Raw genomic sequence first — 22,061 nt, 5'->3', positions numbered from 1 at the left:
TGAAGGAAGAAGAGGGGAGGAAGGTGAATGATGAATTATGAATGATGAATTGTGAAGGAAGAAGAGGGGAGGAAGAGGTAATTTTTAACCTTGTAACAGTTTTTTGACAGCTTGTTCTATGTTGGGTTGCTTGACTAAAGATTCTCCTACTAGAACGGCTCTAGCTCCTGCTTTAGCAACTAGGTCTAGATCGGTAGATGTATACAATCCCGATTCACTGACAACTGTAATACCCATGCTGTTTAATTTTTCTCCGCGCTGTGCTAATAAGTGCTGGGTGATTTCTAGATCAACAGTAAAATCTTCAAGGTTACGATTGTTAATACCTACTAATTGTACATTGGATAGTGACAAAACTCTATCAAGTTCGGTTAGAGTATGTACTTCAATTAGAACGCTCATCCCAAGATATCGAGCAAGATTTACAAACTCTTGAAGAGTTTCATCTGATAAAACAGCAGCAATCAGTAGAATAGCATCTGCACCACTGACACGTGCTAGATAAATTTGATAAGCGTCAATGATAAATTCTTTACAAAGCAAAGGTAATGTTACTTTTTGTCTGATAGTCTGTAAATTTTTAAAACTACCTTGGAAGAATTTTTCGTCAGTTAACACTGACAGACAAGAAGCACCTCCTCGTTCGTAAGCTTGTGCAATTTTCACGGGGTCGAAATCAGCACAAATAACTCCTTTGCTTGGTGAAGCTTTTTTAACTTCTGCAATTAAACTAGGGTTTTTGGAACTGTTTTGTAGAGCTAAGAGAAAATCTCGAACAGCAGGAGCATTTCCAATTTGGTTGAGTAAGTTTGTGAAGGGTAATAGCTCGTGTCTTTTAGAAACTTCTTGATGTTTGTAACGTACAATCTCGTCAAGGATGTGTTGTGGTTTGACCGATCGCGCGATCGCTTGGTTCTCTATCTGAAGCATAATAATAAAGTCTGAAGGATAAAGGATGAAATCTTGATGACCAGTCAGTTTATGCTGCAAACGTCTATTTCTCACTATTTAACTAACTGGTCGCGGGTTACTGTCATGCAACAAGGGCTGCAGAGGGTTTTGAAGTGAATGCATGAACTACATTCTTGATAATTTCTTGCCCAACTCCGCATGCCATAGTCATAATGGATTCTGGATGGAATTGAACGGCGGCGATCGGCAATACCCGGTGCTCAATTCCCATAATCACACCATCATCGGAAAGTGCTGTCACTTTTAATTCTTCAGGTAATCGTTCGGGTAGAGCATACAGGGAATGATATCTACCGACTTCAAACGATTGTGGTAAGCCTTTAAAGGTGATGGAGTCTGAAGCAACAACAGAAACGCTAGAAACTTTTCCGTGTTGGGGATAGTTAAGAATTCCTAGTTCGCCACCGTGTGCTTCTACAATTCCTTGCAATCCCAAACAAACACCAAAGATAGGAATTCGACGTTTTTTACAAGCTGCAATTGTCTCTGCTAACCGGAAGTCACTCGGTCTACCCGGTCCTGGAGAAAGGACAACAAGATCTGGGCGTTCTATATCAAACACAGTTTCTGAAAAACCATGGCGCAACGTTGTGACTGTTGCTCCCGTTTGACGAATGTAATTTGCTAGGGTGTGGACAAAAGAGTCTTCATGGTCGATCAGTAGGACGTGTTTACCTATCCCAGGATTTGCTTGGGGGGAATCGGGGGTGACGCGATCGCAGGAATGAGAACGTCTGTATTTGCTCTGGTTGAGGGTTTGGAACAGTGCAGCTGCTTTCGTAATTGTTTCTTGAGCTTCGGCTTCTGGCTCGGAGTCATAAAGAACTGTTGCACCCACCCTTACCTCTGCAATGGAGTCCATATATCTCATGGTTCTGAGAATTAAACCGGTGTTTAAATCTCCTTTAAAAGTTAAGTATCCAACCGCACCACCATACCAGCGTCTAGCACTGCGTTCGTGTTGTTCGAGAAACTGCATTGCGGATCGTTTGGGTGCGCCTGTTACTGTCACCGCCCACAAATGAGTGAGAAATGCATCTAAAGCATCAAATTCAGGTCGCACTATACCTTCAACGTGATCGACTGTATGGATTAAATGACTGTACAATTCAATTTGACGACGGGCAATGACTCGAACTGAACCCGGTTCGCAGATTCGCGATTTATCGTTGCGATCCACGTCCGTACACATTGTTAATTCAGATTCGTCTTTACGAGAGTTTAGAAGCTTTTGAATTTGAGCGGCATCATCAATTGCATCTTTTCCTCGTTTGATCGTACCGCTAATCGGGCAGGTTTCAACACGTCTGCCTTCAACGCGCACAAACATTTCAGGCGAAGCACCAATCAAATACTCTCCACCAAGATTGAAAATGAATCCATAAGGGCTGGGGTTAATTTGCTGCAATGTTCGGAAAAGTTCGGTGGGAGGCTGTTCGCAAGCTTGAAAGAAGCTTTGGCTGGGTACAACTTCAAATAAATCACCACGGCGGAAGTAATCAAGGGCTGTCTCTACTTGGTTTTCATACTCACCTTTTTCATGATCGGAAGCTTTATTGGGTGTCAGGCGTTTCCCTTGATAATCGATCGTTTCACCCGTGCGAGGTAAACCGCGAGTGTTACCATAACGAGTCACAAATTCATACTGCAAGCGAAATGCGCTTTGTAAGTAGTGGTCAACAATGACAATTTCATCAGGTAAATACAGTACTAAGTCTCGTTGGTCGTCAGCACGTTTTATGCGCTTTGCCATTTGTTCAAATTGAAAAACCAAGTCATAGCCAAATGCTCCGTACAGTCCTAAGTGTTCGTCTTCTGGGCTGTGGAATGCATGTAACAATTCTCGCACAATACTGAAGACTGATGGTTGTTTGCTTCTTTCTTCTTCTGCAAAGAACTGTTGTGTTGGTCGAACAGAGCCAATAACACGATTGTGTTCTCGGCGAACTTCTTGCAAGTGTGGATTATTCTCAAGGAGTTCTGCTAAATAAGGTAGCAAAACCATTCCTCGCTCGTTATGTGCTGTAATTGTAAAGGAATTATCGCGAGTTGCTAGTTCTAGGGGTGGGTTGACAAAACCAATTTCCCATCTTTTGTAACGTCCAGGATACTCGTAGCTACTTTTCAGCACACCTCCACGTTGGGAATCAAGACGTAGTAGAACTTCTTCAATACCAGTTTCAATTGAAGTCTTAGTTACAGAGCGCGATACAAAAATTCCGCCGTTAGTTGTGTAGCAATGAATATCTAGATACACTGGTTGTTCCTCTCTAATGATTGGGGATTGGGCAATGGGTAATAATGGGGATTGGGAAGAGGGGGAAGAGGGGGAAGAAAGTTCTACCTTGTCCCCCTTGTCTCGAGTCCTTTATTAGAAATAGGGGGTTGAAAAACTTTTGGACATGTTTGCTGGTGTTGCTACTGCAAAAGGTAATCTGTTCCAACGACCGTAGAATTGAGCCAGAGGAGTTATCTCTTGCATGATTTTCTCAAAGCCTTCAAATGTTAGAGATTGAGGACCATCTGATAAAGCTTTTGCTGGATTGGGGTGAACTTCAATCATTAAGGAATCTGTTCCTGCTGCGATCGCAGCTTTTGCCATTGAAGGTACAAATTCTGACTTACCTGTAGCATGGCTGGGGTCAATCATGATGGGTAGGTGAGTCAATGAACGCAACACGGGAAGTACGGAAAGATCGAGAACGTTACGAGTGTATTTCTGATCGAAGGTACGAACACCCCGTTCGCACAGAATCACATTTGGGTTACCAGCAGCCAAAATATACTCAGCCGCCATCAACCATTCTTCAATAGTGGCTGACAGTCCTCGCTTTAAAAGAACGGGTTTACCAATAGGTCCCACTTTTCTTAGCAGGGGAAAATTCTGCATATTGCGAGCACCAATTTGAATGACATCTGCGACTTCAGCAACCTTTTCCAAATCGGCGGTATCCATTACTTCTGTAATAATCCCCAGTCCGGTAGCTTCCCTTGCTTTAGCTAACAAACCCAAAGCACTCTCTCCATGACCTTGGAAAGCATAAGGTGAAGTACGGGGTTTGTATGCTCCACCGCGTAGGAATTGAGCACCTGCTGCTTTCACAACTAGGGCTGTTTCTACGATCATTTCTTCATTTTCAACGGAACAAGGTCCAGCTACGATAACAAGAGGATGGTCTTGACCAAACGCAACGGGTCCTCTAGGAGTTGGTACAATAACCTCGCTGGGTTTTCCATGACGAAATTCTAGGGAAGCTCGCTTAAAGGGTTTGTTGATCCGTAAAACTTGCTCGATAAAGGGACTGAGTTGTTGGACTTGCTCGATATTTAAACTTGATGTATCGCCAACTAAACCAATGACAACTTTGTTGTTACTTTCTATTGTTTCTGGTTTTATATCCCACTGGCTGACATCTTGAATAATTTGCTGAATCTCTTGTGTAGGTGTCCCGGTTTTCATCACTATAATCATGACTTGCTCTCCTAGAATTTTTAGTCTACTTACTTAGTTAGGTAACTTGTACAACACAACAAGTTTTACGTTTTGAACTAGAATTTGCTTTGCTGAAAAGTACTACATTCTTGTTTTCTAGTTTTCCAAATCTCATCGCAAAAAAACAGTCAGAATAAGTCAGGTATTAAAGTCTGAAAAAGTCATATTAAGTCATAACTGAAAGTTAGAAAAAGTCACATTCAGAATAAATCCCTTAATTGCCAGTGATTTTGTAGAGTGTGGAGATTTGTTAAGTCAATATTTTAGAGAGCTAATTCTTTCATTAAAGTCGGGCGATCGCTCTACTTTATCTCTCAAAATGACTGCGTTCTCACTTCAGATGTTTCTATAACAATATTATTTAATTTATGAAATAGATGTAGGGGAGCTACCCCCGTATGCGGGTTTCCCCACGACCACAGTAGTGACTTTAGGCGGTGTCCAAAAGCCTTATCTGGTTAGCAATCTTTATCCTACAGGGCTCAAGTACTTCTAGATCGCCACTTAATATATAGGACGAGCGTCCTCGCCCGTACCACAATACACTGTGGTTCACGTCACTTGAAAACTGCTGTAAATACGGTGACTCCCAAATAAGAATATTATCTAAAATAGAGACTTTTTGAACAAACCTTATCTGCTTGCATTGCTTGCATTTACGGTTCGTGACTCCTTTGGTCGGGCTTTGGCAAAAAAATTATGATACCCACCCTGTTAAACAGACTGTTGTGGCGATGCTCGTTACTATTCGTGCTAATACTGGCTACTTTTGGGACTTTGACTCCAGAAGCTATAGCCTTACTTCGCCAGCATCACGATGCGCCCGGTGTTTTACGCTATCACTCACAGGTATCTATAAAAGATGGGTTGGGATATGCTTGGCAAGTGGTTCTTTTTAAAGTCGTCAAACCAGGTCAACCAAAAGACATACATTTGAGGTTAGTCGGTTTTCCCGGTACCGTTCAATTTGTTCACCCGCTTCCACTGGAGATATTAACAACACAAGGTCAGCTATTAACTGCATCTGATATCTATATAGAGTCTTCTCCTGCACCTAATGTAGGAGAGTATCAATTCGCAGATGTGCTACTTAAGTTAAAAACCCTTAACTCGTTGAAACTTTACTTACCTTTAGAAAAAGACCACCGCTTGGTATTAAAAATACCTAAAGAGATTGTAACGGAATGGCATTGGTTAATCAATGATTTTGATTAAAGTTATTTAAATTTATAAAATTTGGTGTTGCTTGAGTAAATATTAACTCTTAATGGTTAAATATTTTTGAGTCTCAGTTTTTAATAACTTAAAGATATCGCAGCCCTAAATGAGTTACAAACACCTCTTCCTTGTCCTCCTTGTCTTCCTTGTCCCTCTTGTTCGGATCTCAAATAGGATTGCTGTATCTCTTCTTTGTCTCCCCAGTCTCCCTAGCTAACCTAACCTAACCTTTCGCTAACCCAGATTTTGTAAAATACCACTTGCGGTCTTAAATGGAATACCTCTCATGCAATTTCTAGAGAATCTCAACCAATTAGTCAGCGCTCCTCTGTTTAAGGCTGGTAATGAAGCTATATCGCTATTTTGGATACTAAAACTGATTCTGGGGTTACTGGGCGTTTTTGTCGTCACAAACCTGCTGAAACGGTTACTTAGCGATCGCATCTTAATTCGCTTCAAACTCAGCCAAGGGAATAGAGAAGCGATATCAACTTTAATCAGTTATAGTGCTGGGGCTTTAGGTTTTTTGATTGTACTGTCTGTCAACGGTCTTGATGTAGCTTCTCTTTCAGTCGTGATCGGAGGATTAGGGGTAGGAATTGGCTTTGGACTTCAGGATTTAACCAAAAATTTGGTAAGCGGACTGACATTATTACTTGAGGGTAAGCTACAAGTTGGCGATTATATTGAATTTAATGGGGTGTCAGGATATATCAAGGAAATTGCAATACGCTCCACAATTATTCGCACCTTTGATGGTGGCGATATTGTAGTTCCTAATAGCAACTTAGTTGGAAATCAAGTACTCAATTGGAGCTATAAAAATTTTACAGGAAAAATTCGTCTAGAAGTTGGTGTTGCCTACGATAGCGATCCCATTATAGTTGCAGAAACGTTGTTAAATTCCGCCTACATGGAGCCATCTGTCTTGTATGAGCCGCCACCTAAGGTCATTTTCAAAGGGTTTGGAGATAGTTCGTTAAATTTTGAATTGTGGGTATGGCTGAGTCGAATTGATGAAGGAATTTCAGTACGAAGCGCCTTAAACTATATTATTGAACACAACTTTCGTCAAATAGGTATTAAAATTCCATTTCCTCAAAGATCTTTGTGGCTCCACAATCTAGATTTACCATCTTCAAAAACTGATTCAGAAATTCACAATGGTTTAAAAACAAATGTGTCTACAACTGCTAAGATACCTCAATTTGTTTCCATTCGGCATTTGCTTAAGGAAGTTCCTTATTTCCAGCAGACTCCAGATCTTTATTTAAGGAGAGTTATTGAAGCAGGCTATCGTAAAATGTTATCAGCCTCAGAAATCTTGTTTCATGAAGGTGATATGGCTGCGTCTGTGTATATAGTTCTTTTAGGTACCATTGAAGTTTTTTCTGTTAGTCTGGATAAACGGATTAAGGTTTATTCTACTGGAGAATTTTTTGGAGAAACTCCGATTATGCTGGGCGTTCCTTATCTTGCAACAGCTCGTGCGATCGGCGAGACGAGTGTATTTGTGATTTCTAAAAGTAACTTTGAAAAACTTTTACAAACTTGTCCGAAATTAGCAGAAATATTAGCTCAAGAATTATCTAAGGAACAAGAAGAATATTCTGGCTTGCGCCAACAATTACAAGATTTGGGAATATTAAACATGAACGAGCAACATCACAACTTTATTGCTTGGGTACAAACGAGATTAAAACAGCTTTTTAATGCTTCTTAAATAGATGGTTGTGGATCTCTAGAAAAGAAATGCAACACCGTGAAAAGGGAGAACTGGAATTAAGTTCCAATACTTGTCGGTTAAGCCTAAACATGCGAAAACACGTAGGTTGGGGAGCCACTCACGTGCGGAGAGAAGTTGCTATTGGGGGTTTCCCCCAATAGCAAACTTCGGAGGGTTTCCCCCCAACCCCACTTCGTGGGGACCCCAAAGCCCCCCGTTGAGTGAGGTGGCGTTTGAGGAACGAAACCCAACATCTACAAGTATTTGTTGGGTTTGTCCAACGTACAAAAATTCTTATCCGAGCAGTATTGAATTCAGTTCCCCCCTTTTTTAAGGGGGGTTAGGGGGGATCAAAACCGCTTTTAATGCACTTTAGAAGACTTATGTACATCATCGCAGCTCTTTAAGGGGGTTATTGAAAGCGAGTCTTTCACTTCCATTAAAGAAGAAAGTCTGGCTCCATCTTTCCTACACCTTTGTTAGCTAAAAATAGGAAATTAAACAAAATTCATCATCTGCTTCAAATTTCTCAAATTTGTTTATTAGTGCATTGTTTTTAGTTATAAATATTGAGTATCTATCATCTCCAAAGTCTCTACCAATTCCATAAAACCATTCAGTTGCACAAAAAATGTTTTCCAGATATTTTAAGTCACAATTTATAAATGAATTGGCTTCTGTTTTTTCTAGTATTTTTTGTAATTTCTCAAGGTTTGTACTTTGAGGTACAGCAATTAAAGTTTCAGCCTCTGAACTTAGAAATGTCTCGGACATTGTTCCAAAAACTGCTCTACTAACTGGCTGAATCACTCCTACTCTTCGACGACGAAGTTCTAAAGGTAAATTAGTTTCGTTTGTCAGAAATTCTAAAAATTTTACTTCTCTAACATCATTATTTTCATCGTCAGTTAATTCAAACTCAGGATTATTGTAATAGCGATCGGTAACAAGCCACGGTAAATTATCATCGCAATTATATACAGTCAATAACCGTTCTCCTGGTTTCTTTATGACAAATACAAGCGCTTGCACGTATGAGCTAACATTAGTTTTTATATCGTAGCTAGAAACTAAATAATTTGTATTTGGCATTGCTGCGCTAATACTTTGTGTATTGACGACATGAGAAACAGTATCAATAAACCGATCGCGTAAATTATTATTTCGAGAGACGAATGCAAAGCTAAAACAAAATCCCCTTCCTCCCCAAGGAAAGAAAGCCCAAGAAAAACTGTTTGCGAACCAGTCAAATAATATGTCAACTCGTTTTAATGAAGTTCCATTCAGTAAGGGGAGATCTGGCCATTTGTCAGTTACATTTGTACAATAGCTTGAGCCATGAACATACCACGGTTGGGGATAGCAGTGCCTTGGAGGATAAGCATCTTCAAGTAGTGGTATTTGTTCTATAGAAAGCAAGCGACTGTGTTGTTGACCGCGTTGATTGAGCCAAACATCAGAAAAATCATTATTGAGAAAAACCCCTAGTGATTCTCCTACAAGAGGTCGATAATCGAGGAAAAAAGCAACGTAGTACATCTTACTTTTTACCCAAGCAGTGATAGCGGTAGACTGACTGTAATAGCATCCTGTGAACTCGTGCAAAATCGTTATAAGTTTTTTAGAAGCTTAGCGACTTACACGAGTTTTCACACCTAGAATAAGCAGGGCGATTTCTGATTTCTCTACCTTTCAAGAAACACATCCCAACCCCTCGTATTAATACTGGAATTTTAAGTTTTTAATAAACATATATTTTTATTCATAGGACGAAAAATAAGAAATTTTAGCCTGCGTAGGCAGGCTTTGTTTGTATAGCTTTACACTTCCACTGTGTAGGTGCAAGATATCAGCTACCCAGTTTTAAGCAGCGCGATCGCCAAGAAATGGATAATCAGTGTAACCCACCTCAGGTTGATGGCTACCTTGACCGTAAAACGTTTTAGGATTGGGTGAGTTCAATGGAACATCTAACTCAAAGCGTTTCGGTAGATCTGGATTTGCTAAGAATGGTTTGCCAAAAGAGACAAGATCTGCATTACCTTCTGCTAAAATTGCATTTCCCGATTCTTTGGTAAAACCACCATTCGCAATTAATGTGCCTTGATAGATGGGGCGGAAAGTTGGAGCAACAGGGCATAAGACATCACGGGTTGCTAAATCTTTTGCTTCAGGCTCCATGAGATGGATGTACGCTAAACCAAAACGGTTGAGTGCATCAATGGTGTAACCAAAAGTGGCTTTAGGGTTGGAGTCAACCATGCTGTAATAGGTGTTGCTGGGTGAGAGTTTAATTCCCACTCGATTTCCTCCCCAGACACTAGCAACAGCCTCAACAACTTCTAGAAGAAATCTGGCACGATTCTCTACTGAGCCGCCATACTCATCAGTACGATGGTTGCTACCATCTTGGAGAAACTGGTCAATGAGATAACCAAAAGCTCCATGTAACTCTACACCATCAAATCCGGCTGCAAGCGCATTCTCTGCTGCTTTGCGGAAATCTTCAATAACTCCTTGAATTTCATGGATTTCTAAAGCATGGGGTGCAACCATTGATTCTTTCCCATTGGGAGTATGCAGTTGACCTTCAGCTGGTATTGCACTTGGAGCAACAGGTAATTTTCCTTCTTCTTGTAATGAGGGATGGGAAATACGCCCGCAGTGCCAAAGTTGTAAGAATATTCGTCCTCCCTGCTTGTGTACGGTGTCTGTTACCAATCGCCATCCTTCTACTTGGTCTGGAGAATAAATACCCGGACAGTTCATATACCCTTGGCTCTGGCGCGAAATCATCGTACACTCTGTAATAATTAATCCCGCAGATGCTCGTTGGCTGTAGTACGTGGCGTTGGCGGGAATTGGTACTCCCCCATCTCCAGCACGCAACCGTGTCATGGGTGCCATAACAATTCGATTGGGGAGTGTTATGGGTCCTAATTGAATGGGTGAAAAGAGATTTGTATCAGTACTCACAAAGAAAATCTCCTGTTATGGCAATGTTGTTTGGTATACTCGATCGGGTTCACACGAAAGGCAAGTGCCTGTGTAGCAAAAAACAGCCCAGACTATATTAAACTACTTCCCTACGTGCGTCTTGTCTGTTTTTGCGACAAATCACCTCATTTTTCAACAGTTTCAAAATTTCCTTTTCCATCCAGTCATTGTTGAAAAATCGTGAAGCTACTCTGTATATACCCTTACAGACTTCACCATAAGAAGTAGCTTTGTATGTGTATCAAACAAGCCTTTAGAGCGAGGTTCTAAGTTTCTAAATTCAGAAACAATATAACTGAAACAGTTATTCAATTTTTCATTGAACGAGTTTTGACATAACAGTTAAAAGTTATTCAAATTGATAATTTGTAATTTCCAAGGACTCATCTAATTCCAGTTACAGGCTCCAAACTATTTATGTCTCACTTTGGCGTTATTTGCCCGCCTTTTGCAGGTCACCTAAATCCTTTAGCAGCTTTAGGAAGAGAATTACAATTACGGGGGCATTGTGTTACCTTTTTACAACTTCCCGATACAGAGCTAAAAGTGCGATCGGAAGGGTTAAATTTTTATCCAATTGGACATTCTACTTATCAACCAGGAGAACTGGCTGAAACTTTGGCACAGTTAGGTAAATTAAGCGGTATAGAAGCTTTACGTTTTTCAGTAGATTTTTGTCAGCGTATTACCTCTATCATTTGTCAGTATGCACCGACTGCTATTGAAGCAATGGGAATTGATGCACTGCTTGTAGATCAATTGGAACCTGCGGGTGAAGCCGTTGCTGAGTTCCTTGGTATTCCTTTTATCTCTGTCTGTTGCGCTCAAGCCATTCACCGCCGATCTGATGTTCCCCCTTTTTTCACTCCTTGGAACTACCAGAACGCTTGGTGGGCAAGGCTCCGCAATCAAGCGACTTATCAAATACTCGATCGCAGCTCTCAACCAATTTTACAAGTTTTAAATGAATATCGCCAAAAGTGGAAGTTACAAGTGAATCGCAAGTTATATGCTTCGCGAGCCACACTTGCCCAAATTAGCCAACAACCTGCTGCTTTTGATTTCCCCTGCAAAGATTTACCAAAGTACTTTCATTACATTAGCCCATTTCGCAACCAATCACCGCATCAGGTTTCCTTTCCGTTTGAAAAGTTAACCGGACAACCGTTAATTTATGCTTCCCTTGGAAGTATGCAAAACACCAAACAAGACATTTTTGAATGCATTGCGACTGCTTGTCAAGAACTTGACGTGCAGTTAGCGATCGCCTTTGGAAGTAAAATTAACAAACAAACAGTTCAAAAACTACCTGGTTCTCCAATAGTTGTAGAATATGCTCCTCAACTGGAAGTTCTTGCTAAAGCCAGTTTAACTATTACCCACGGGGGTCTTAACACTGTTCTTGATTCCCTCAGCCATGGAGTTCCTTTGGTAGCTATTCCAATTACTTACGAACAACCGGGGAATGCGGCTCGAATTAAATGGACGGGTACCGGAGAAGTAGTTTCCTTATCTTGCTTGAGTAGTTTGAGGTTGAGACAAACAATTCAACGGGTACTTACGGAAGGCTTTTACATTGACAATGCATTGAAACTAAAAGAATCGATCCGTAAAGCGGGGGGTGTGAAACGAGCTGCTGACATTGTTGAGCAAGCAATACAACTGCCTAGTCCAGAAATGCCTCAAGTTTTACAAACAGTTGGTTGATAATTTTTCTTATTGTGTTGGGCATTACACATATATTTTACAATGACTTCTTTCTTGGGATAGAAGTGTGTCTTAAATGAAAACGGTTAGATGTTGAAGGGTGTTAAGCTGGTCTTAGAGGAATTCCCACAAATTTGACAACAGCCCCCAATGCCTTAGTGTGGAACTCCTCTAGGTACTTTTTTTATTATGAAATTGAGCTACTCTCTATAAATTCGCGCTCTTTGTTTCTTCTTGGTTTAAAAATAACCGCAAAGAAACAAAGAGCGCGAAGAAGTGTTGGGTGGGCATAACCCACTTAAAGAAAATTCAAAATTTTCAGCTTTGGCTCACGAGTAATGCGACGGGAAAATGTTTTAGCGTTTCACCAACAAGTACTGTATCGCTGGCTTGAACTGTTTGACCTGTAATGGCGTCTTTCCATGTTGATGGTGTTCCTGAGGGTAATTTGAGAGAAGTATCTTGCCAAATTTGTTGTCCGAGTGGGTATTCACCTGGTTGAATCAAGCGAGTGAAGAAGCGGGGAGCAATGGTAATAATTGTTTTGTGACCTTGACTTCTAGCAAAAGCAACTATATGCTCTTGGAACTTACCACTCACTTCTAAAGGTAAATAATTCCCTGCATTGAAAACATCTATATTCTCTGTTCTTGCTTTTAAAGCTTGAACAATTAGGAACAGTTTGATTCTAGCATCTTCTTTTGTTGATAGTAGTTGTTCTATCAATTTCAGAACATCTGTCTTAGTTTGTTCCTGAATAGTTTTGAGATAAGATTGTCGAATTTCAAAGTCAACCGGGCGTCGGTTATCGGGATCGACAAGACTGAAATCCCACAATTCAGTTCCTTGATAGAAATCTGGGATTCCGGGAGAGGTGATTTTTAACAAGACTTGAGAGAGCGAGTTAAAAATGCCGTAGAAAGCAACCCGCTGTTGAAAAGGAGTAAATTCCTTTAAAAAAGAATTGTTTTCGGATAGTTCTAAAACAGATTTGACGAAATCAACGAACGCATCTTCATAAGCGCTATTTTGCCGCAACCACGCCGTGTAAACTTTTGCTTCTCTAATGGCTTTCAGTACATAATCTTTTACACGTTCAACACAGTCTCCATATTCGCGTTCAAAAAATGGAAAAGCTCCCACGAGGGTTTGGTAGAATAGATACTCATCGTTCTTATCTGGCATAGCAAAACGCTTAACAGTTTTCTTATGCGAACGATTGATTTCACTCCAAGTACGCACTTGTTGTTGCCATTCCTCTGGAATTTCTGAGAGGACATTGAGCCTAGCTCTCACATCTTCACCCCGCTTGGTATCGTGGGTTGAGGTAGTACTCATTGCATGGGGCCAACGAGCTTGTCGTTTCTGATTAAATTCATTAAATTCTGAAAGACTGATGCCAAAATGACCGGGCTCACCACCAACTTCATTGAGGGACAGAAAGCGATTGTAGACGTACAAAGCGGTATCTTCAACACCTTTTGCCATCAACGGTCCTGTATACTGTTGCACTCTCATAACAAAGTAGAGCCACTGGTCTTTCTCTGTTTGGGTGAGAAAATCGTCATATTCCAGCAACAGTAATTTCTCAATAAAGTTTAATTCATTATGTAAGAAGGGTGTATGTGGTTTGGTAGCGTCAATCACTTGTTGTATATAGGAGCGATCGATGTCTGAAATTCCTTCTCGATCGATATAAGTCCGATAAATGGGAAAACGAGATAAAACTTCTGCAAGTGCTCGTTTTAAACCATTGATTGTAAAGTCACTACCATAACGGTAATTACCTGCGATCGTTTTTAGGAGAAAAGCCAGGTTATCAATATCACCCGCTAAGTTTCTCTCTATGATGAGATGCTTTTTATCTGGAATAATTTGCTCGTATTCAGTTTTAATGCCTGTAAATTCAGAGTAAATTTGAGTAAATTTCTCTTCACTTTCACTCTGGCAGAAAATTCCATTGAGATAATTTAAGTAATCATAGCCAGAGGTTCCTTGCACTGACCAGTTACTCGGTAAATCTTCTCCTTGTTGTAAAATCTTTTCCACAGTGATGTATGTATCACCTGTTTTTTCTCTTAACCTATCCAAATATTGCTTTGGATCGTACAAACCATCAATATGGTCTATTCGCAAACCAGTAAACTTACCTTCATGCACTAGCTTGCAAATTAAATCGTGGGTATTTTTAAAGACTTTGAAATCTTCCACTCTCATGGATATCAGTTCATTGACTGTAAAAAATCTTCTGTAATTCATTTCTTCAGCGCCAACTTTCCAATAAGTAAGGCGGAAAAACTGCTCTGAAAGTAAACTTTCTAAAAGATTAAAACTTTCTGGCTTTCCTGGTTCGCCATTAAAAAGTTGTAGATTTTCGTCAATAAATATTCTAACTTCTTCATTATCTGAATAAAGTTCCCAAAGCAGCCCTTTCACAAAAGCGGCTTGATCTCGTCTTTGCTGTGCTGTTACCTCTGAAGGAATATTTTTTACTATGTAGAGTATGCCAAGCAATCTTACAAAGGCAGGATGGTTTCTTCCCAAATTTTTTGCCAATTTTCCTAAATTTTGAGTTAGAAATTTTGCATAAGATTCAAGTTTGAGGGGGAGTTTTAAACTGTAATAATTAACATTTAACCCGCTTTCTTCATATTTCAACTGAATTTCACCGTTCTCCAAACTAGTGGCAAAAAAGTTACCTAGCAATGGAGCCAAGATAGGTTCGTTACTACTTGCAAAAGGAGAATTCCAGGCAATATCAAAGTAATCAACATAAGTTGAATCAGGGCCGTTTTCCAGAATATTCATCAAATACTGATTTTGGCTGTCATAAGCCATATGATTGGGAACAATATCCTGCAACCAACCCATGTTATGTTGTTGTAATTCCTTGACTAGGGCTTCAAAAGCTTCCTCTGTTCCTAATTCTGGGTTAAGTTGAGTCGGATCTACAACGTCATATCCATGACCGCTTCCCGCTCTTGCTTTAAAAATAGGAGAAGCATAAAGATCGGAGATTCCTAAATCGGCTATGTATTTAGTAATTGCCTTTGCTGAGTCAAAACCAAAAGCAGAATTAAATTGGATACGATAAGTGACTGTTGGAATTCTCATCTTAATGGTTAGTGGTTAGTGGTTGGTGGTTGGTAGGGGCGCGGCGGTATTGCGCCCGTAAATTTTTTCTCGTTTTCTTGTTTCTTCTCGTTTTCTCGTTCCCAGGTCTGCCTGGAAACGAGAGTGACTAATAACCTTAAGAAAGTTGATAAACTGCAAAACTTTGCGGGCGCAGAACCAATTGTTTGCCATTACTAAGTTCTTCTGGTAGTTGGGAGCCAGAACCTTGCCACTTTTCATCGGCAGAATCTAAAATCTTTTTCCAACCATCTCCTAGCATGGCGGAGCCAAGGTTAATATCGCTTTGATTAAAGTTCATCAAGCAAAGTATTTGATTGTTCTGGCTCCATCTTCTCCACCAAATCACTTTTTTATCTTCAAGAAAGTCAACTTCCATATTTTGACGTTCTCGCTCTACTAAAGCTGGAATTGTATTTCGCAATTGAATGAGGTGTTGGTGCAATGACCAGAGAGCTTGATGTTTTCCCTCTTTGCGTTTTTCCCAATTTAGCTTGCACTTAAGGAATGTTTCAGAAGATTCTGGATCGGGTGGTTCGCCTTCAGCGTGAAAAGCAGCAAACTCTTGTTTCCGCCCCTGTCTGACTGCTCTAATTAAATCGGGATCGGAGTGACTGACAAAGTAGAGAAAAGGTGCTTCTTCTCCATACTCTTCACCCATAAATAAAAGGGGAATGTTTGGCGAGAGTAAAAGAGCACCAGCTGCTAATTTCAAAGCTTCAAATGAGACAAGATGGGACAGTCGTTCACCTAACATTCTATTCCCGACTTGGTCGTGATTTTGAATGCAAACGACAAATTGATTGGGAGAGCGATCGCGTACAGAATTACCATGAAAGCGTTTCCGATGGGGCGAGTACTTCCAGTCATACACAAAAGTATCTCGATAAGCTTTTGCCAAGTGCTCGCACTTGCCAAAATCTTCGTAATATCCAGTTTTTTCGCCTGTTAGTAAGGCGTGTAAGGCATGGTGGAAGTCATCGCTCCATTGTGCGTCCAGTCCGTATCCGCCGTTTTCCACAGGACGAACAACTCGAGGATCGTTTAAATCGCTTTCTGCAATCAGATAAAGTTTTCGGTTTTGTTGTGTTGAAAGAGCAGCAACATTTTCTGCCAGTTCTTCTAAAAAATGTTTGGCACCTAAATCGTAAATGGCATGAACGGCATCTAAACGCAAGATATCAATGTGATAGTCTCGCAGCCAGTATAAGGCATTTTGAATAAAATAGTTCCGCACGTTATGGCTGTGACCGTCATCAAAATTCATGGCATCGCCCCAAGGGGTGCGGTAGGCATGGGTAAAGTAAGGACCGAAGTGACTCATGTAATTGCCTTCCGGTCCGAAGTGGTTGTAAACCACATCAAGTACCACTGCCACTCCCTGTTGGTGGCTAGCATCTACCAATCGCTTCAATGCTTCCGGATCGCCATAAGAGGTTTGTACCGCAAATGGATAAACGCCATCATAGCCCCAGTTTCGATAAGCACAACCATCATCTGTGGGTTTGTCACCGGGAAATTGTGCGATGGGCATGATTTCAATTGCATTGACCCCTAGCTCTTTTAAATCCTTGAGTCGGGGAATAATTGCTTCAAAGGTTCCTTCTTGGGTGAAAGTTCCAACGTGCAACTCATAAATAATCAAATTTTCTAAAGGAATACCAGACCAACCGCTGTCATTCCAAGTAAAGTTATGGTCAATAACTTGTGAAGCTGTATGTACGCCCGAAGGCTGGTAATTTGACGCGGGATCGGGTCTGCTTTCACCGTTATTTAATTGATAGAAGTATTGCGTGCCGGGGTCAACATCCGCAGCAGTCAACTGCCAGTAGCCTCCTTCCTGTTGTTGCATGGGAAGTATGCGTTCTTGAGGTGAGACAATTTTTACCGCTACAGTTTCTGCATTCGGTGCCCAAACTCTAAATTCACAACGACTGTCACCCAAGTAATGAGCGCCAATTTTCATAGCTTCTAGCCCCTAACCTAAACGACGTAGTACTACCATTGACCGCGCTACAACAGGAACAGCTTGGTTACCCGTATAACGCCTTTCTTCTTGAACGAAACGAGGTTCTTTTGTATCGATCGCAACTAACCATTCCCTATGCTGCATCGCATGTGGTAGGGTGAATTCAATGGTTTCATAATGAGCGTTAAAGAACAGGAGAAAACTATCATCGCTGATGCGTTCTCCTTTAGGACCAACACTGGGCAATTGGTTGCCATCTAAGTACACAGCAATTGACTTGGCATAACCAATATCCCATTGTTCTTGAGTCATTTCACTGCCATCAGGGTTGAACCACTCAATATCGCTAATACCCTTTCCGTAAATTGGTCTGCCTTGAAACCATTTACGGCGTCGAAACACTGGGTGTTGTTTGCGGAAGTAGACAAGTTCGCGGGCGAAATTAACTAAATCCTCATTTCCTTGAGGTAAATCCCAATCAAACCAAGAAATCTCATTGTCTTGGCAGTAAGCATTGTTATTGCCTTTTTGAGTACGTCCCATTTCATCTCCCCCAAGTAACATTGGGATACCTTGGGACAGCATCAGTGTTGCTAAGAAGTTTCGTCTCAAACGTTCTCGCAATTGCAACACTTCTATGTCTTCTGTTTCACCCTCATACCCGCAGTTCCAAGAACGGTTGTGGCTTTCGCCATCACAGTTACCCTCTCCATTCTCTTCGTTATGTTTGTCGTTATAGCTAACAAGATCGTTTAAGGTAAAGCCATCGTGTGCTGTAATAAAGTTAACACTTGCATTGGGTCGCCGTCCGTTCAGTGCATACAGGTCCGGGCTACCCGTGAAACAGTAAGCAAATTGCCCTAAACTTTCATCAATTCCGCGCCAAAAATCTCGTACTGTGTCGCGATATCTGCCATTCCACTCAGACCATAAAACTGGGAATTGACCAACTTGATAACCACCTGTTCCCAGATCCCAAGGTTCAGCAATCAGCTTTACACCAGCTAATATGGGATCTTGATGAATGATATCAAAGAAAGCTGCCAGACTGTTGACTTCGTACAACTCTCGTGCTAAAGCGGAAGCTAAGTCAAAGCGGAAGCCATCTACATGCATTTCCAAAACCCAATACCGCAAGCTATCCATAATGAGTTTTAGGACTTGCGGTTGTCGCACGTAGAGAGAATTTCCGCAACCCGTGTAGTCCATGTAATAGCGCGGATCGTTCTCTACAAGTCGATAATAGATGGCATTGTCAATACCCCGTAGTGTGAGTGTGGGACCTAAATGATTTCCTTCTCCTGTATGGTTGTAGACGACATCTAAAATTACTTCTATTCCTGCACGATGCAGTGCTTTGACCATCTCCTTAAACTCAGTGACTTGCTCTCCCAAAGTTCCACTAGCACTGTAGCCAGCATAAGGAGCAAAATAGTTGACGGAGTCGTAACCCCAGTAATTTTTTAGCCCTTTACCCACCAAATGTCCGGGATGTGATAGAAAGTGATGCACGGGCATGAGCTCGACTGCTGTAATCCCAAGTCTGAGGAGATGCTCGATCGCAGCAGGATGACCCAAACCAGCATAAGTACCGCGCATTTCTTCTGGAATATCTGGATGGCGCTTGGTAAAACCCCTGACATGGGTTTCATAAATGACAGTTTCGTGCCAAGGAGTTCGCAAGAGTTGATCGCCTTCCCAGTCAAAAGTTTGATCTACAACAACAGACTTTGGCATTAAAGGGGCGCTATCCAAATCTGAAAACGAAAGGTCTGCTTCTTCAGAGTCCCAAGAGTAACCAAATATCTCTGGACCATTGCCAACATCACCATCTAGAGCTTTTGTATAGGGATCGATCAGTAATTTGTTAGGATTGAAGCGGTGTCCTTCCTGTGGCGCGTAGGGACCATGCACTCTATATCCATATCTTTGTCCCGGTCCTACTCCCGGTACATAACCGTGCCAAACGAAGTTACTGACTTCCGTTAAAGTCAGGCGGGTCTCTCGATCGTCTCTATCAAACAGACAAAGTTCAACGCCTGTTGCATTTTCTGAAAATAAGGCGAAATTTGTGCCTTTCCCATCCCAAGTTGCTCCTAAGGGATAAACATTTCCGGGCCAGAGTGCTAAGTACATAGAATCAACCGCAGATATAAATTTATATGTAGAATGACTTTGACTCTCAACTCTTGTTAATTATTTGCTACGAATGGTTTTTTTCGAGCCTATCTGTAGGAGGATGTTTCTATCTGAGTAGGTAGAAATAGCAGGGTCAGATTCTACTACTTCCACAGCCACCTCATTTGTCTTAAGGAGTAAACAGCTCGCGCTTCTCATTATTCCTAATGAGTAACTCAGTCAATTCCGAATGAGCAGTCTCCTATACTTTATTTTTTATAGGAACTCGTCAAGGATGGAAGTAAAATGCTGTTCCTAACACGGCATAGGCTATGAGCAACAAAACTCCCTCTAACCAGTTAGTTCGCCCATCATTACTAATCGAATTGGTAATAACTACAGCCATAGCAACTGCTACCAGTTCAAAAGGATTAAAGCTTAAATTCATGGGTTGACCGAGTACCCAACCAGCTAAAACTAAGATAGGAGCTACAAACAGTGCTATCTGTAAACTCGACCCTATGGCTACAGCAACAGCTAACTCCATTTTGTTCTTAACGGCAAAAGAGATACAAGTAATATATTCTACAAAACCTCCAAATAAGGGAATAAGAATCACCCCTGTAAAGAGACTGGTCAACCCTAGAGTAGAAATAGCTTTTCCAAGACTTTCAACTAAAATATCAGAAACAAAAACAAGAACTACCGTACAAGTTAACAGTATAACGACTTGTAATCCTATGTTGACTTTGTGTTCGCTAGATTCTAAAGGTTCATCATCTGCTCCCTCTACCAAATACAAATATTTGTGAGTTTTCATTGAGAACAGTAGCATCAAACAATAGAAGGTCAGTAGCAATATGGATGCTGCATAGGAAAAATTATTGAGAGTTGACGCTTGCAAACCATCTGACGTAAATTGAATGGCAGCAGGTGTCAGCACAACTATGACTGCCAGTGTTAAAGACGAAGAGTTGATGCGAGCAACAGCAGGTTGAAATGTTTGTTCGTTATAACGTAAGCCACCTACAAGAATCGCTAGCCCCATTGCTAGAAGCAAATTTGCAATTATTGCTCCTGTTAAACTGGCTTTGACCACATCCACTAAACCAGCTCGGAGAGCGACTATAGAAATAATCATCTCGGTCGCATTGCCAAAGGTGGCGTTGAGTAAACCGCCTAAAGCTGAGCCAATGACAGTTGCGATCGCTTCAGTGGAGTTTGCGATTAATGCTGCTAAAGGAATAATTGCTAGCCCAGAAGTCGCAAAAATGATTAATGGATTTAAATGTAGCTCTTGTGCTGCTATTGAAATTGGCACAAAAACCAGCATCGATAACAGAATGATATTTTTATTTTTCATAAGCAGTGCTGGGCTGTGAGTAGGCAACGATAAAATATTACTGCTTATCGAATAGATAAAAAAAGTTTGCGGTTGTGCAAAGCTTCCTTTTATCTATAAAACCGTTAATACAAATTTGCGGTAGCACGATTGAGTTGTTGAACAATCCAATCCCGCACTACAAGGTACACTTCATCAGCAACTTCATCGAGACCGTGTCCGCCATTTGGATATAATATTACACGCTTTGGTTCTCTGGCAATTTGGTAGACATATTGCGAACACGAAGCAGGCAGTACTGGATCGGATGTGCCATGCAACAGAAGCAGCGAACATCTGGTTGCTAGTTCACTTGCTGGTTCTGCACCATAGGCTTGGGTAGCAATAGTGACAACAGTGCGAACATCTGCCGATTGAGCAGCTGCTTGGATAACGACTGCACCCCCAAAAGAGTGACCGATCAAAGCAAATTCTTCAACACCTTTGTCTTGTAAATAGGTAAGACCCGCTAAAACGTCTAAGGTAGATTCTACTAAATCGGTTGGATTGCGGTATTGGACTCGGAGAGAGGCTATTCCTTCTTTCCGAAGAATTTCCCCTAATAAAGGATACAGACCTCGAGCAGGTGTATCCCAATCACCACCTACACCTCCAACTAAAATTACTGCTGTTTTGGCATTCTCAGCTAAATAGTAGCGGCAATGAATTGAACCCCGACTTGTTATGAGTTTTACAGGATAATATTCTTCCTCTTGGGGTTTTTCTTCAGCATTTTCAACAATCATCTCAAATGATTCATCGTAAATGGGTTGCACAAAACCTCCTACCAATTTCTGAAGGGAATGATAAAAATTAATGAATAACTCAGTAGCCGCAGCCAATAGCGCCTCTAGTTTGTAGTGGCACTGTCTTTGGTAAAACAAGCTTGCGGGTGTGAATTTTAAATTTTTTACATATATCCAAGCTTGTATCCAGTTTCTACCCAGTACTAAGAAGTAGCCTCTATCTATGGGTTAATAGCGATAGACAAGTTTTTGAGTGCTGAAAAATCTTACCGATATCCTGCCGAAATGCGATCGAGAACACTCTTTGGCTCAAACGCAACGAATTTTTTCCCTACACTGCGGATAGTTCAGCTATACTGAAGCTGTGCTATCGGCAAAACACTTACCGAGCACGCCGAACCAAGACACAATATATATAAGTTTGAAAGCCTAAAAATTGTGAAAGTCTCGAAACTGTTGCTGTATAAGGGTTAGGAGTAGAGTTATCTAGAGGTTCAAAAAAACTTCTGAAAAAACCTTGACAAAGTCAGATGTGGTTGTTACCTTAGATAAAGTGTGAAGCGAGAGAGAAACGCCCGCACAACCGAACCAAGATAAAGCAA

13 protein-coding genes are annotated in these 22,061 nt (G+C 41.1%); 3 read left to right on the top strand and 10 right to left on the bottom strand.

Features of this window, described 5'->3' with window-relative positions:
• Nucleotides 1–84 precede the first annotated feature (84 nt).
• The 3 genes from trpC to aroF all read right to left on the bottom strand — a co-directional run bounded on the left by trpC (nt 85) and on the right by aroF (nt 4,444).
• Nucleotides 85–930 carry an indole-3-glycerol phosphate synthase TrpC gene (gene trpC, locus AB0756_RS33065; RefSeq protein WP_038079088.1) on the bottom strand — a complete coding sequence of 282 codons (846 nt, stop codon included), beginning with the start codon at nt 928–930 and terminating at the stop codon, nt 85–87.
• A gap of 103 nt (nt 931–1,033) precedes the next feature.
• Complete coding sequence (locus AB0756_RS33060) at nt 1,034–3,229, bottom strand: anthranilate synthase (RefSeq protein WP_038079059.1); 2,196 nt, start codon at nt 3,227–3,229, stop codon at nt 1,034–1,036.
• Between the two features lie 114 nt (nt 3,230–3,343).
• A complete protein-coding gene (gene aroF, locus AB0756_RS33055; RefSeq protein ID WP_038079061.1) occupies nt 3,344–4,444 on the bottom strand; it encodes a 3-deoxy-7-phosphoheptulonate synthase in 1,101 nt (366 codons plus the stop codon).
• A gap of 720 nt (nt 4,445–5,164) precedes the next feature.
• On the opposite strand from aroF, the gene AB0756_RS33050 reads away from it, so the two are divergent.
• Both AB0756_RS33050 and AB0756_RS33045 read left to right on the top strand, forming a co-directional pair.
• On the top strand, nt 5,165–5,680 hold the full coding sequence (locus tag AB0756_RS33050; protein WP_038079063.1) for a DUF3122 domain-containing protein: 516 nt from the start codon (nt 5,165–5,167) through the stop codon (nt 5,678–5,680).
• A 289-nt stretch (nt 5,681–5,969) separates the two neighbouring features.
• Nucleotides 5,970–7,406 carry a mechanosensitive ion channel domain-containing protein gene (locus AB0756_RS33045; RefSeq protein ID WP_038079065.1) on the top strand — a complete coding sequence of 479 codons (1,437 nt, stop codon included), beginning with the start codon at nt 5,970–5,972 and terminating at the stop codon, nt 7,404–7,406.
• 486 nt (nt 7,407–7,892) lie between these two features.
• Here AB0756_RS33045 and AB0756_RS33040 read toward each other — a convergent pair whose 3' ends face one another.
• The gene (locus AB0756_RS33040; RefSeq protein WP_137986141.1) at nt 7,893–9,014 is read right to left on the bottom strand and encodes a hypothetical protein; all 1,122 of its coding nucleotides are present in this window, start codon (nt 9,012–9,014) and stop codon (nt 7,893–7,895) included.
• Nucleotides 9,015–9,272: 258 nt separating this feature from the next.
• The gene (locus tag AB0756_RS33035; protein WP_038079070.1) at nt 9,273–10,385 is read right to left on the bottom strand and encodes an alkene reductase; all 1,113 of its coding nucleotides are present in this window, start codon (nt 10,383–10,385) and stop codon (nt 9,273–9,275) included.
• A 438-nt stretch (nt 10,386–10,823) separates the two neighbouring features.
• Here AB0756_RS33035 and AB0756_RS33030 point away from each other — a divergent pair, with 438 nt between their 5' ends.
• A complete protein-coding gene (locus tag AB0756_RS33030; protein ID WP_038079072.1) occupies nt 10,824–12,113 on the top strand; it encodes a glycosyltransferase in 1,290 nt (429 codons plus the stop codon).
• A 318-nt stretch (nt 12,114–12,431) separates the two neighbouring features.
• Here AB0756_RS33030 and treY read toward each other — a convergent pair whose 3' ends face one another.
• From treY to AB0756_RS33005, 5 genes are all read right to left on the bottom strand, one after another.
• The gene (gene treY, locus AB0756_RS33025) at nt 12,432–15,227 is read right to left on the bottom strand and encodes a malto-oligosyltrehalose synthase (protein WP_038079074.1); all 2,796 of its coding nucleotides are present in this window, start codon (nt 15,225–15,227) and stop codon (nt 12,432–12,434) included.
• Nucleotides 15,228–15,363: 136 nt separating this feature from the next.
• The gene (gene treZ / locus AB0756_RS33020) at nt 15,364–17,211 is read right to left on the bottom strand and encodes a malto-oligosyltrehalose trehalohydrolase (RefSeq protein WP_038079076.1); all 1,848 of its coding nucleotides are present in this window, start codon (nt 17,209–17,211) and stop codon (nt 15,364–15,366) included.
• A gap of 12 nt (nt 17,212–17,223) precedes the next feature.
• The gene (gene glgX / locus AB0756_RS33015) at nt 17,224–19,350 is read right to left on the bottom strand and encodes a glycogen debranching protein GlgX (protein ID WP_038079079.1); all 2,127 of its coding nucleotides are present in this window, start codon (nt 19,348–19,350) and stop codon (nt 17,224–17,226) included.
• A gap of 271 nt (nt 19,351–19,621) precedes the next feature.
• The gene (cax, locus tag AB0756_RS33010; protein WP_038079081.1) at nt 19,622–20,695 is read right to left on the bottom strand and encodes a calcium/proton exchanger; all 1,074 of its coding nucleotides are present in this window, start codon (nt 20,693–20,695) and stop codon (nt 19,622–19,624) included.
• Between the two features lie 104 nt (nt 20,696–20,799).
• Nucleotides 20,800–21,489, bottom strand: a complete 690-nt coding sequence (locus tag AB0756_RS33005) for an alpha/beta hydrolase (RefSeq protein WP_038079090.1) — start codon at nt 21,487–21,489, stop codon at nt 20,800–20,802.
• Nucleotides 21,490–22,061: the final 572 nt, after the last annotated feature.

This window comes from Tolypothrix campylonemoides VB511288_2 (assembly GCF_045999855.1).
GTDB classification, from domain to species: domain Bacteria; phylum Cyanobacteriota; class Cyanobacteriia; order Cyanobacteriales; family Nostocaceae; genus Scytonema; species Scytonema bouteillei_A.
The sequence above is the reverse complement of the archived record's forward strand: the minus strand, read 5'-3'. Positions and strand labels throughout refer to the sequence as shown.